Source organism: Xanthomonas sp. WHRI 8393 (assembly GCF_040203315.1).
Lineage (GTDB): Bacteria > Pseudomonadota > Gammaproteobacteria > Xanthomonadales > Xanthomonadaceae > Xanthomonas > Xanthomonas arboricola.
This window is the reverse complement of sequence record NZ_JBEGGL010000003.1, coordinates 80461-92678: the sequence shown is the minus strand read 5'-3', so window position 1 is coordinate 92678 and position 12218 is coordinate 80461. Positions and strand designations below refer to the sequence as shown.

General features: G+C 65.5%; 11 protein-coding genes. 9 read left to right on the top strand and 2 right to left on the bottom strand.

Annotated features, from left to right (window positions below; genetic code table 11):
• Window positions 1-24 precede the first annotated feature (24 nt).
• The 4 genes from thiS (at window position 25) to ABQ137_RS10895 (ending at window position 3937) form a co-directional block, all read left to right on the top strand.
• On the top strand, window positions 25-225 hold the full coding sequence (gene thiS, locus ABQ137_RS10910; RefSeq protein ID WP_024939391.1) for a sulfur carrier protein ThiS: 201 nt from the start codon (window positions 25-27) through the stop codon (window positions 223-225).
• A 49-nt stretch (window positions 226-274) separates the two neighbouring features.
• Window positions 275-1069 carry a thiazole synthase gene (locus ABQ137_RS10905; RefSeq protein WP_016903327.1) on the top strand — a complete coding sequence of 265 codons (795 nt, stop codon included), beginning with the start codon at window positions 275-277 and terminating at the stop codon, window positions 1067-1069.
• Between the two features lie 172 nt (window positions 1070-1241).
• Complete coding sequence (gene trmB, locus ABQ137_RS10900; protein ID WP_349782453.1) at window positions 1242-2000, top strand: tRNA (guanosine(46)-N7)-methyltransferase TrmB; 759 nt, start codon at window positions 1242-1244, stop codon at window positions 1998-2000.
• A gap of 74 nt (window positions 2001-2074) precedes the next feature.
• Window positions 2075-3937: an SLC13 family permease gene (locus ABQ137_RS10895; protein WP_024940321.1), complete on the top strand. Its 1863-nt coding sequence runs from the start codon at window positions 2075-2077 to the stop codon at window positions 3935-3937.
• A 19-nt stretch (window positions 3938-3956) separates the two neighbouring features.
• On the opposite strand, the gene ABQ137_RS10890 is transcribed toward ABQ137_RS10895, so the two are convergent.
• Window positions 3957-4298: a Rieske (2Fe-2S) protein gene (locus ABQ137_RS10890; RefSeq protein ID WP_349782451.1), complete on the bottom strand. Its 342-nt coding sequence runs from the start codon at window positions 4296-4298 to the stop codon at window positions 3957-3959.
• Between the two features lie 251 nt (window positions 4299-4549).
• Between ABQ137_RS10890 and ABQ137_RS10885 the strand changes: the two genes are divergently transcribed.
• The 5 genes from ABQ137_RS10885 to ABQ137_RS10865 all read left to right on the top strand — a co-directional run bounded on the left by ABQ137_RS10885 (window position 4550) and on the right by ABQ137_RS10865 (window position 9017).
• Window positions 4550-4825, top strand: coding sequence for a hypothetical protein (locus ABQ137_RS10885; RefSeq protein WP_349782449.1), 276 nt, complete (start codon window positions 4550-4552; stop codon window positions 4823-4825).
• 216 nt (window positions 4826-5041) lie between these two features.
• A complete protein-coding gene (locus tag ABQ137_RS10880; protein WP_039525784.1) occupies window positions 5042-5755 on the top strand; it encodes a fumarylacetoacetate hydrolase family protein in 714 nt (237 codons plus the stop codon).
• Between the two features lie 60 nt (window positions 5756-5815).
• Window positions 5816-6247, top strand: coding sequence for a large-conductance mechanosensitive channel protein MscL (mscL, locus tag ABQ137_RS10875; protein WP_184517979.1), 432 nt, complete (start codon window positions 5816-5818; stop codon window positions 6245-6247).
• Window positions 6248-6356: 109 nt separating this feature from the next.
• The gene (locus tag ABQ137_RS10870) at window positions 6357-7775 is read left to right on the top strand and encodes a M28 family peptidase (protein ID WP_039519353.1); all 1419 of its coding nucleotides are present in this window, start codon (window positions 6357-6359) and stop codon (window positions 7773-7775) included.
• 189 nt (window positions 7776-7964) lie between these two features.
• Entirely contained in the window at window positions 7965-9017 is a 1053-nt protein-coding gene (locus tag ABQ137_RS10865) for a LacI family DNA-binding transcriptional regulator (RefSeq protein ID WP_039525778.1), read from the top strand.
• 235 nt (window positions 9018-9252) lie between these two features.
• Here the strand turns inward: ABQ137_RS10865 and ABQ137_RS10860 are convergent, their stop codons facing one another.
• Window positions 9253-12189, bottom strand: a complete 2937-nt coding sequence (locus ABQ137_RS10860) for a TonB-dependent receptor (protein WP_184517975.1) — start codon at window positions 12187-12189, stop codon at window positions 9253-9255.
• Window positions 12190-12218 lie beyond the last annotated feature (29 nt).

Below are 12218 nucleotides of genomic sequence, written 5' to 3'. Positions count from 1 at the left end.
GGCACGCGATGCCACAATGATGACATGAACATTCAACTCAACGGCACCCCGCGCGACGTTCCCGACGATCTGCTGCTGGCCACCCTGCTGGAGCAGGAAGGTCTTGCACAACGGCGCGTGGCAGTGGAGATCAATGGCGAAATCGTGTCGCGCGGGCGGCATGCCACGCACCGGTTGCGTGCCGGCGATGTGGTGGAGATCGTGCATGCGCTGGGCGGCGGTTGATGCGGCACACAGGCCGGCGCAGCTGCGCGCGATCGGTGATAATTGCCCGATGACCAATACCGCCCCCTCTGATGCGCTGATCATTGCCGGCAAGCCGTACCGTTCGCGCCTGCTGACCGGCACCGGCAAGTTCAAGGACCTGGACGAAACCCGCCTGGCCACCGAAGCGGCCGCCGCGCAGATCGTCACCGTGGCGATCCGCCGGGTGAACATCGGCCAGGACCCGAACGCGCCCAGCCTGCTCGATGTGCTGCCGCCGGATCGCTACACGCTGCTGCCCAACACCGCCGGCTGCTACACCGCCGAAGACGCGGTGCGCACCTGCCGGCTGGCGCGCGAGCTGCTGGACGGCCACAACCTGACCAAGCTGGAAGTGCTCGGCGACGAGCGCACGCTGTATCCGGATGTGGTGCAAACGCTCAAGGCTGCCGAGCAGTTGGTGGCCGATGGCTTCGACGTCATGGTCTATACCTCCGACGATCCGATCCTGGCCAAGCGCCTGGAAGAGATCGGCTGCGTGGCGGTGATGCCACTGGCCGCGCCGATCGGCTCCGGGCTGGGCATCCAGAACAAGTACAACCTGCTGGAAATCATCGAAAACGCCAAGGTGCCGATCATTGTCGATGCCGGCGTGGGCACGGCATCGGATGCGGCGATCGCGATGGAGCTGGGCTGCGACGGCGTGCTGATGAACACCGCCATCGCCGGTGCGCGCGATCCGATCCTGATGGCGAGCGCGATGCGCAAGGCGATCGAGGCCGGACGCGAAGCCTTCCTGGCCGGGCGGATTCCGCGCAAGCGGTATGCCTCGGCGTCGAGTCCGGTGGATGGCGTGATTGGATGAGTGGGTGGACTGCGTTGACATTGCCGTCGATGCGCACCGCTTGGCCGTGTGACATGCCGGATGTGGCCGTTGCTGGATCGCGCGTCGCTGCACGTGCTCCCTTACGCCGTACCCTCACCCCAACCCCTCTCCCCAAGGCAGAGGGGCTTTTGTTTTTTGATGTGACTTCCTCATGACTGATCCTTTCACCAGCGACGGCGCCAAGATGCCGCCCAAGCCCTTCACCATCGAAGAGGGCCGCCGGCAGGTGCGCAGCTTCGTGCTACGCCAGGGCCGCTTCACCCCGGCGCAGCAGCGCGCGTTCGACGAGCTGTGGCCACGCTTCGGCCTGGACTACAGCGGTGCGCCGCGCGATCTCGATGCGGCCTTCGGCCGTCCCGCACCCAAGGTGCTGGAGATCGGGTTTGGCAATGGCGCGGCATTGCGCTTTGCCGCGCAGCAAGACCCCAGCCGCGACTACATCGGCATCGAGGTGCATGCGCCCGGCGTCGGTCGCCTGCTCAATGCGCTGGACGAGGATGGCAGCACGCATGTGCGCCTGTATCACCACGACGCAGTGGAAGTGCTCGAACACGAGATCGCCGATGGCGCGCTTGACGAGGTGCGCATCTACTTCCCCGATCCGTGGCACAAGAAGCGCCACAACAAGCGCCGCCTGATCCAGCCGGCGTTCGCGCAGCTGGTGGTGCGCAAGCTGCGCGATGGTGGCCGCCTGCATGCGGCCACCGACTGGGCCGATTACGCCGAACAGATGTGGGACGTGCTCGACGCCACCCCGGGCCTGGTCAATCGCGCCGGTCCGCGCGGCCACGTCGAACGCCCCGTCTGGCGCCCGCAGACCCACTTCGAAACCCGCGGCCAGAAGCTCGGCCACGGCGTGTGGGATCTGGTTTATGACCGGGATTCGGGAGCGGGGATTGGGGATTCGTAACAGCGCTACCCCGCATACTCGACGCCGCAGTCGCTTGACCAATCCCCACTCCCGAATCCCGAATCCCTGCCCCGATGGACACCGCGCTGACACTGACCAACGATATGAAGCTCGTCCTCGGGCTGGTCGGTTTCACGATGGCGATGTTTTTGTTCGAGCGCATCCGCGCCGACGTGGTGGCCTTGATCGTGCTGGTGGTGCTGGGCGTCACCGGGCTGGTGGCGCCGGAAGAACTGTTCGGTGGTTTTTCCGGTAACGCGGTGATGAGCATCATCGCCACCACCATTCTTGGTGCGGGGCTGGAGCGCACCGGTGCGTTGAATCGGCTGGCGACCTGGTTGCTGCGGCGCTCGCACGGCAGCGAACAACGCCTGATGATGATGACGCTGGCCATCTCCGGTTTGAATTCGTCCTTCATGCAGAACCCGTCGGTGATGGCCTTGTACCTGCCGGTCGCCTCGCGGCTGGCCACGCGCACCGGGCTGACCCTGCAACGCATGCTGCTGCCGATCGCCGCAGCCATCGTGATGGGCGGCGCGCTGACCATGGTGGGCAATTCACCGCTGATCCTGCTCAACGATCTATTGGTCTCCGCCAACAACAACCTGCCCTCGGGCATGGCCAGCATCGAGCCGTTGACGATGTTCGCGCCGCTGCCGATCGGCGTGGCCTTGCTGATCGCCGCACTGCTGTACTTCCGCTTCTACGGCGACCGCAAGCTGATCGAAGAAGAACGCCTGATCAACGAAGGCGTCACGCCCTCGCGCACCGAAAGCTATTTCGCCAAGACCTACGGCATCGACGGCGACGTGTTCGAGCTCACCGTCAGCGCCGAAAGCCCATTGGTCGGCATGACCCTGGGCGAGGCCGAAGCGCTGCACGACGCGCCGTTGCTGCTGGCCCTGAAGACCGGCAACGACACCCGCCTGGCGCCGCCGGCCGACATGCGCATCTGGGTCGGCAGCGTGCTCGGGGCGATGGGGCCGCGCCAGGAAGTGACCGACTTTGCGCAGAACCAGTTCCTGCGCATGTCCTCGCGCCTGCGCAACCTGGGCGATCTGTTCAACCCCAGCCTGGCCGGCATTTCCGAAGCATTGATCCCGCCCAACTCGCGGCTGATCGGCAAGACCGCGGCCGAGTTGCGCCTGCGCAAGCAGAGCGGCATCAGCCTGCTGGCGATCAACCGCGACAAGCAGGTGATCCGCGAGGACGTGCGCAACGTGCCGCTGCGTGGCGGCGACATGCTGGTGTTCCACAGCATCTGGCAGGACCTGGCGCAGGCGGCGGAAAGCCGCGATTTCGTGCCGGTGACCGACTTTCCCAAGGGCGAGCAGCGCCCGCACAAGTTCAAGATCGCCATGGCGATCTTCGCCTTCACCATCCTGATCGCGCTGACCTCGCGCTTGCCGGTGGCACTGACCTTGATGACCGGCGTGGCCTGCATGCTGGTCAGCGGCGTGCTGCGCATGGACGAGGCCTATGCCTCGATCAACTGGAAGACCATCTTCATGATGGCCGGCCTGATTCCACTCGGCTGGGCGATGGACAGCAGCGGCACCGCGGCCTGGGTGGCCGGCCATACCATCGACCGCCTGCCCGAAGGCATTCCGGTATGGGCGCTGGAAATCAGCCTGGCGCTGCTGACCACCGCGTTTTCGCTGGTGATCAGCCATGTCGGCGCCACCATCGTGATGGTGCCGATTGCGGTCAACTTGGCGCTGGCCGCCAATGGCAACCCCACCGCATTCGCGCTGATCGTGGCGCTGTCGGCGTCCAACAATCTGATGACGGCCTCCAACCCGGTGATCTCGATGGTGGCGGGCCCAGCCAACTATCAGCCGCGCGAGCTGTGGCGCGTGGGCGCACCGCTGTCGCTGATCTACATCGTGGTGATGGTGTCGATGATCAACCTGATGTTCTGGTGGGCAGCGCGCTGAGCCGGACCACCTTCAGCAGTCACCCAAGCACCACCTGCTCACCCTCGATGCGCGCCGGCACCGCCAGCAGTGACTGACCGCGGCACGGGCCGCTGATGCATTCGCCGCCGGTGAGCTCGAACGCTGCGCCATGCGCTGCGCACACCAGATGGCCGTCCTTGGTCTTGAGGAACTGGCCCGGCGCCCAGTCCAGCCGGCGGCCGGCGTGCGGGCAGACGTTCAACCAGGCGCGCACCTGGGCACCGTCGCGATACAGCACCAGGGACTCCGGGCCGCCGTCCCAGACCGCTTCGACTTCCAGAAATCCGGCGTCGGGAATCTGCGCCAGTTCGACAAGCGTGGTGGACGGTGACGAAGACATGCGGTCTGCTGTTCGAGAACGGACTGCGATTGTGGCATGCGCCTGCATCGCCCCGACGCCACACGGCGGGCTGCAATTCGTCGCTTGCCGGCCCGTACGGGCGGTGCTCCGGGCTGCCAGAGCGACAATCGCCCAGCACACCCGATGTGATGGATTTAACAAAACGAGCGACCGTTTAACGAAGTTTTCACTCAATGACATGAAACCGCAACGATACTGCCTGCCTGTTTCCTGCCCGGCAGCCCACCGCCATGCCTGCACGCATCTTCCAACTCGGTAACCTCCACCACCTGTTTGCCCCGCGCAAGCCGCGTCACCCGCTGGTGCGCGTGGCCGCCGGCCTGGCTGGTCTGGTCATCCTTACGGTGCTGATCTTCTTCAGCGTGTTCGTGGGCGCGGCGATGATCCTGGGCGGCATTGCCTGGAAGCTGCTGAGCAAATCGAACCGTCGCACGCCGCAGCACACCCGCGTGGTCGAGGCCGAATACCGCGTGGTGCGCAAGCCTGCGCTGCCGTTGTCGCACTGAGGCACCAGTCCACCGCCTCCAGCGCGGTGAGCATCCAATCCCGAATCAGTCGCGCAGGTATTGACCAGTCTGCGCGAGTCTGCATGCGCCGATGCAAGCCGTGATCGCAGACCTGCCAGCCAGACGTTGCGCCGCACTGCACGCTGCAGCGCGGCGGTTCCGTCATGCACGGGCAAACGGCTAGACTCACGTGCCCCGTTCCCCAAGGATGCGTGCATGACCCACGATGTGATTCCCGCCGCCGATGTTCCGCGCATTCCGGTGGTTGGTGGCGGCAACTTTCCGGTGCACCGCATCTACTGCGTCGGCCGCAACTTTGCCGATCACGCGCGCGAGATGGGCGCCACTGCGCCTGCCTCCAAGGCCGAGCGTGGCCAGCCGACCTTTTTCATGAAGCCTGCCGATGCGATCGTGGTCGGCCACGGCGACCACATTCCGTACCCGCCGGGCACCAAGGAACTGCACCACGAAGTGGAACTGGTGGTGGCACTGGGCAGCGATGCGCCGGCCGGCGAGTTGCCGGTGGAGCAGGCAGAGGCGCTGATCTATGGCTACGGCGTGGGCCTGGACCTGACCCGACGCGATCTGCAGGCAGCGGCCAAGGCCAAGGGCCTGCCGTGGGACATCGCCAAGGGCTTCGACCACTCCGCACCGATCAGCGAGCTGGTGCACGCCGGCGAAGTGGGTGCGCTGGAGGCCTTGAACCTGTCGCTGGAAGTCAACGGCCAGGTGCGTCAGCAGTCGTTGCTGGATCAGATGATCTGGAACGTGCCGGAGATTTTGCATGAGCTCTCCAAACTCTATGCATTGCGCGCGGGCGACCTGATCTTCATGGGCACGCCGGCCGGTGTCGGCCCGCTGCTGCCCGGCGATCAGTTCAGTGCGCGCCTGGAAAACGTTGCCGAGCGCCACGGCATCATCGCGGGCTGACACGCGGCCCGCTACGATCACCCTGCGGCAGTTGGTCCGCGACCGCATCTGGAGTGCGCTATGGGAATGGTCAGCGAATTCAAGCAATTCGCGATGCGTGGCAATGTCATCGACCTGGCGGTCGGTGTCGTCATCGGTGCAGCGTTCGGCAAGATCGTCACTGCACTGGTGGAAAAGATCATCATGCCGCCGATCGGCTGGGCCATCGGCAATGTGGATTTCTCGCGCCTGGCGTGGGTGCTCAAGCCGGCCGGCGTCGATGCCACCGGCAAGGAAATTCCGGCAGTGGCGATCGGCTACGGCGATTTCATCAACACCGTCGTGCAGTTCGTGATCATCGCCTTTGCGATCTTCATGGTGGTCAAGCTGATCAACCGCCTGACCCACCGCAAGCCGGATGCTCCCAAGGGCCCGAGCGAAGAAGTGCTATTGCTGCGCGAGATCCGCGATTCGTTGAATAACGACACACTGAAGACACCGGGCGTGCCGTAAGCGGACACATCCGCTGCGCAACTTCGCGCGGGAGGATGACCTTTCGCACGCAGACGGGGGACCTCGCGCTGATAAGCTCGGGGTCCCCTTGTCGTTGGAGCCGCCCTGCATGCGTCGCCTCGCTGTTGCCATCTCTGCCCTACTCGCCTGCACACCCGCGCTTGCCGCACAGACCACCATCGCCGATGGCGCGCTGCGCACCGCCGCGCAGCTGCGCGAGCAGGCCCTGGCCGACACCACCGGCTTTGCGGTGGTGGAATCGTTGACCACCGAAGTGGGCCCGCGCATTGCCGGTGGCGAGGCCGATCCGCGCGCGGTGGCCTGGGCCAAGGCCAAGTTCCAGTCGCTGGGCTTCGACAAGGTGTGGACCGAGCCGGTGAGCTTTCCCAAGTGGCAGCGGCGCAGCGAACAGGCGGCGGTGATCGGCGCGCATGCGCAGCCTTTGCACATCACCGCACTGGGCGGCAGCCCGGGCGGCACCGTCGAAGGCGAGGTGGTGCGCTTCGAAAACCTGGCCGCACTGCAGGCCGCGCCGGCCGGCTCGCTGGCCGGCAAGATCGCGTTCGTCGATTACCAGATGACCAAGGCGCGCGACGGCAAGGATTACGGCAATGGCGGCGCGGTGCGCAGCAAGGGTCCGTCGGAAGCGATCCGCAAGGGCGCGATCGGCTTCGTGATGCGCTCGGCCGGCACCGACTCGCACCGCGTGCCGCATACCGGCATCACACGTTTCGATGAAGGCGTGACGCCGGTGCCGGCAGCGGCCTTGTCGGTGCCCGATGCCAACCAGCTCGCGCGCCTGACCGCGCTGGGCAGCACGCGTGTGCGGCTGGCGCTGGATTGCGGCTGGGACGGCACCGCGACCTCCTACAACGTGATCGGCGAAATCACCGGACGCAGCAAGCCGAAGGAAGTGGTGGTGATCGGCGGGCATCTGGATTCGTGGGATCTGGGCACCGGCGCGATCGACGATGGTGCCGGCGTGGCGATCACCATGGCCGCGGGCCACCTGATCGGCCAACTCAAGCAGGCGCCCAAGCGCAGCATCCGCGTGGTGGCCTTCGCCAACGAGGAGCAAGGCCTGTACGGCGGCAAGGCGTATGCGGCCGCGCACGGCAAGGATGCCAAGGACATGGCGCTGCATCAGATCGGCGCGGAGAGCGACTTCGGTGCCGGGCGCATCTATGCGTTCAACACCGGCTCGGCGGCACCGGACGCGTCGCGCGCAGCGACCAGACAGATTGCCGAGGTACTCGCGCCGTTGGGCATCGCGTATGAACCGAGCAAGGGCGGCCCCGGCCCGGATGTCGGGCCGATTTCCGCCAAGGGTGGCGCCTGGGCATGGCTGGCCCAGGACGGCACCGACTACTTCGATCTGCACCACACCGCCGACGACACGCTGGACAAGATCGACCCCAAGGCGCTTGCGCAAAACGTCGCGGCCTACACGGTGTTTGCGTACCTGGCGGCCGAAGCCGATGGCGATTTCGGCAGCCGCGCAAAAAGCGTGCAGCCGCCGAGCGAATAACTGCATTTGCAGACGTCGCGGGCGCCCCTCGGTTGAGTGCGCGCGGCACAGGGCACGCGCACGCTGCGCGTGATCTGTGCCGATACCGACATCGCAGCGACGATTGCCAGCGGCCAGGCACGTCCTGGTCGCTGCAGGTCTCAAGCACGCCACCCGCCTTTCGCTTCCACTCCAGGACGAGCACACACAATGGCGGCCAAGCGCCAACGCAGTGCGAACAACGCGGCAACCCTGCTGGATGTCGCCAAGCACGCCGGGGTCTCGCCGATGACCGCTTCGCGCGTCATCAACCGCCACCCGCATGTCGGCGAGGAGATGCGCGTGCGTGTGGAAGCCTCGGTCCAGGCATTGGGGTATCGCCCCAACCTGGCCGGCCGTTCGTTGCGCACCAGCGGCCTGTTGCGCATCGGCGTGCTGTACAGCAATCCCAGCGCGGCCTACCTCAACCAATTCATGCTCGGGCTGCTCGAACAGAGCAGCCTCAATGGCAGCCAGGTGCTGGTGGAAAAATGCGGCGCCATCCGCAGCCAGCGTGCCGCCACCGAGCGGTTGCTGGCGGCCGGCGTGGACGGCGTGATCCTGCCGCCCCCGCTATGCGATTCACGCCAGACCATCGCCGAACTCGACGCACGCGGCATCCCGGTCGTGGCGGTGGCGAGTGGCGCACCGATGGCGCAGATCAGCTCGGTGCGCATCGACGATTACCAGGCTGCGCGCGCCATCGTCGATCACCTGATCGAACTGGGCCATCGCCGCATCGCCTTGATCAAGGGCGACCCCAAGCACACGCCCAGTGCATTACGTGCCAACGGCTATCTCGACAGCCTGCAGGCTGCCGGCCTGCCTGTGGCCGAAGAGTTGATGGCAGACGGTCTGTTCACCTATCACTCCGGCCTGCTCGCCGCGCGCAGCCTGCTTGCGCAGGCGCAACCGCCTACCGCCCTGTTCTGCAGCAACGACGATATGGCGGCAGCCGCCGTTGCGGTCGCACACGGACTGGGCTTGCGCGTGCCCGAAGATGTATCGGTCGCCGGTTTCGACGACACCCCGGTCGCCACCACCATCTGGCCCGAGCTCACCACCGTGCATCAACCGGTCACCGCGATGGGCCGCGCGGCGGTGTCGCTGCTGGCCGACGCGATCCGCCAGCGACGCAAGGGCGATCCCGCGCAGGGCGTGCATCAGGTGATGAAGTACACCGTGGTCAAGCGCGGCTCGACGGCGGGGCCACCGGCGCGCTAAGCGCCGCATCGATCGGCATCGTGTAACGCCTGCGGCATCACGCTAAAAAAACGGCCACATCGCTTCCCGACGATGCGGCCGAATGGGAGGGTGCCCGACGTTGCCGTCAGGCGTACTGCAGCGCCGCACTCAGCGGCGACGGGAAGAAAGCGCAATGACCGCTTGGAGAGCGACAACAGCGAAACATGCGCGACCCAGCGCGGGGTGCGCTGGGTCGCACAACGGTGCAGCCGGATCAGAAGCGCAGACGCAAGCCCGCGTAGTAACGACGCTCGAAGATGTTCTGGTCGTAGTAGTGGTTGGTCCACTGCGCGTAGCGCCGCTCGCTTTCGCCGGTCAGATTGGTGGCCTGGGCGTACAGGGTCAGGTGATCGTTGACGTCGTAGCTGAAGGACGCATCGAGATAGCCCACGTCGTCGTTCCAGATCGCCAGCTCGTCGCCCCAGGCACCGCTGTTGACCTGGCTGAAGCGCTTGCTGCGCCAGTTGTAGGCCACACGCGCCTGCAGCTTGTCCTTCTGGTACCACAGCACCGCGTTGGCCTGGTGCTTGGAGTTATCGCCGATCGGCAAGGTGTTGCCGTCGATATCGGTGTTATCGGTGTCGGCGTCGGAGAAGGTGTAGTTGATGTTGGTACCGAAGCCGCTCAACCAGCCGGGCAGGAAGTCGAAGGCCTGCTGATACCCCACTTCAAAGCCCTTGATCTTGCCGCCACCGCCATTGACGATGCGCTCAACCGGGCCACCCAGCCGCGCCACGCCATCGGCATCGGGCAACAGTTCGATATTGGTCACCGTGGTGGGGAACGACTTCACATCGATCAGGAACGCACCCACGCTGACCAACGACGCATCGGAGAAATACCATTCCCACGAGGCGTTGTAGTTGGTGGCGCGATACGGATCGAGATCCGGATTGCCGGAGCGGCCATTGAGGAACAGCACCGCATCCGAAGGCAACGCGGGGTTGCGCGGTGGCGTGCCGTTGACCGCATAGAAGCTCACCAGCCCGCGCCCGAGATCGGGCAGGTCCTGGCGCGCCACCGCCTTGTTGTAGGCAAAGCGCAGCTTCTGCGCATCGGTGATGTCCAGCGACAGGTTGGCGGTGGGCAGCACGTCGGTGTATTGGCGGTTCAATCGATTGGTACCGATCGCCGGGCTGACGCCGTTCCATTCGACATTGCCGATGAACACATTGCCGCTGCTCAGGTACTGGTCGATCGCCAGCTTGGTCTGCACGATGCGCGCGCCGATGTTGGCCGTCCACGGGACCGCGCTGCCGGTACCGCCTTCCAGATTGGCCAGAAAATACGCTGCGGTGCTCTTTTCGGTGACCTTGTACGAATCGGCGGCCTGCTGGTAGGCCACGTTGCCGGGGTACAGGCTGTTGAGATAGCCCACCGGGTCCTTCATGACCTGCGGGTTGATCGCCGGCAGGCCCTGGCTGCCCAGGCCGGTGACCTTGAGCGGATCGAAATCGTTGAAATACGCCCAGTAACCGGGAATCGAATTGAACGGCAGCAGGCGCGCTTCGGACACGCCGCTGCAGGTGTCCACGATCAGCGGATCCTTGAAGTAATACAGCGAGCGGTTCGGGTCGGCGCAGTTGGTCGATACCGGCGACAGATAGCGATAGGTATCCAGCTTGACCTCGCGCTCGCCGTAGCGGATGCCGAACTGGAAGCCGCGCACCACGCCCTCGTCGAACTCGAAGGTGCCATCGGCGCGGAAGGCGTCCATCGTCGCTTCGATCTTGTTGCCCTGCGCCCAGGTCGACATCAGCTGCCAGTTGTCCGGGTTGGACACGTCGGTGCCGAGGTTGACCGCCGGATAGGTGCCACGGAAATCCACCGAGGCATCCACTGTCGGCAAGCCGTTGGCGTTCGCCCACTGCGTGACGCCGCCGGCGCGCGTGATCTGGTCGCCACGCGTCACCACCGCATCGGCACGCGCTTCGTCGTAGGTGCGCTGTGCATCGCCATGCACCCAGCGGAACGAGGCACGCAAAGGGCCACCATCGTCGAAGCGCAGCTCCAGATTGGTGTTGAGCGCGTCCGAGTCGGCAACGCCGGCCATCGAGTGGGCCTGGAAGCGGTTGTAGCGGAACTGGCCGTATTCCAGCACGCCGTTGGAATCGACCACCGACCCGGGCTGCAACTGGTTGGTGGCCCAACCGGTGTGCAGCTGCGCGGCCACCGAGGTGTCCTGGTCTTCGAGCTTGGTGTAGGCCGCATCGGCCAACACCGTCCACGAATCGTTGATGTTGAACTGGAACGAGCCGTTGATGCCGGTGCGCTGGCGATCGGTGCTGCGGTTGTCCAGTTCGGTGGCGACCCAGTTGTAGAAGTAATCGCGCGGCAGATTGCTGGGGTCGGTGTTGCTGCCGATGCGCCCGTCCCCGTTGAAATCGAAGCCCACATTCTGCTCGGTGGATTTCTGCGCGCCGTTGGAATACACGCTGGGGTGCTTGTTCTCCAGCGTGGCGTCGGAGTACGACACGGCCAGCAACGCGCCCCAGCGCTCGGTGCGGAAGCTGGCCAGCCCCGAGTACAGCTCGTTGAGTTCCTGCACGCGGTCGCCGTAGGAGCCTTCGGCCTGGCCGCTGAAGGTCCAGCCTTCCGGCAGGTCGAACGGGCGCCGCGTCTTCAGCGAGACGGTACCGCTGATGCCGCCATCCAGATCGGCGGCGGTCGGCGACTTGATCACATCCACGCCACTGAACAGCGTCGGCGGGATATCGACGAAATCCGGCTGCGCGCGGCCGATGTTCGGCTGGCCGTATTGATCGCCGCCACCGGCACTCAGGTACAACTCGCCGTTCATGGTGGTCTGCACCTGCGGCATGCCGCGGATATTGAGCTGCGAGCCCTCGCCGGCCGAACGCCGGATCTGCACGCCGGGCACGCGTTGCAGCGAATCGGTGATGGTGACGTCGGGCAACTTGCCGATGTCTTCAGCAGAGATCGAGTCGATGATCTGCGCAGCGGTGCGCTTGTTCTCGATGGCCTCTGCCTGCGCGCCGCGCACGCCCTTGACCATGACCTTGTCCAGGTCGGTGACCCCGGCGGCATTGCCGGCGTCCTGTGCGCCTGCGCTGCCGGCAAGCAGGGTGAGTGCAGCCGCGAGTGCGGCGGCCAGTGGGGTGTGGCGGGTGTTCGAATGCAGCTTGTTCATGGTCCCCTCCCAGGGATGACGACAATCCA

Excerpts from the sequence above, each read along its gene's own strand:
- thiS (WP_024939391.1), top strand. The coding sequence starts at position 25 with ATGAACATTCAACTCAACGGCACCCCGCGCGACGTTCCCGACGATCTG.
- ABQ137_RS10905 (WP_016903327.1), top strand. The coding sequence starts at position 275 with ATGACCAATACCGCCCCCTCTGATGCGCTGATCATTGCCGGCAAGCCG.
- trmB (WP_349782453.1), top strand. The coding sequence starts at position 1,242 with ATGACTGATCCTTTCACCAGCGACGGCGCCAAGATGCCGCCCAAGCCC.
- ABQ137_RS10895 (WP_024940321.1), top strand. The coding sequence starts at position 2,075 with ATGGACACCGCGCTGACACTGACCAACGATATGAAGCTCGTCCTCGGG.
- ABQ137_RS10890 (WP_349782451.1), bottom strand. The coding sequence starts at position 4,298 with ATGTCTTCGTCACCGTCCACCACGCTTGTCGAACTGGCGCAGATTCCC.
- ABQ137_RS10885 (WP_349782449.1), top strand. The coding sequence starts at position 4,550 with ATGCCTGCACGCATCTTCCAACTCGGTAACCTCCACCACCTGTTTGCC.
- ABQ137_RS10880 (WP_039525784.1), top strand. The coding sequence starts at position 5,042 with ATGACCCACGATGTGATTCCCGCCGCCGATGTTCCGCGCATTCCGGTG.
- mscL (WP_184517979.1), top strand. The coding sequence starts at position 5,816 with ATGGGAATGGTCAGCGAATTCAAGCAATTCGCGATGCGTGGCAATGTC.
- ABQ137_RS10870 (WP_039519353.1), top strand. The coding sequence starts at position 6,357 with ATGCGTCGCCTCGCTGTTGCCATCTCTGCCCTACTCGCCTGCACACCC.
- ABQ137_RS10865 (WP_039525778.1), top strand. The coding sequence starts at position 7,965 with ATGGCGGCCAAGCGCCAACGCAGTGCGAACAACGCGGCAACCCTGCTG.
- ABQ137_RS10860 (WP_184517975.1), bottom strand. The coding sequence starts at position 12,189 with ATGAACAAGCTGCATTCGAACACCCGCCACACCCCACTGGCCGCCGCA.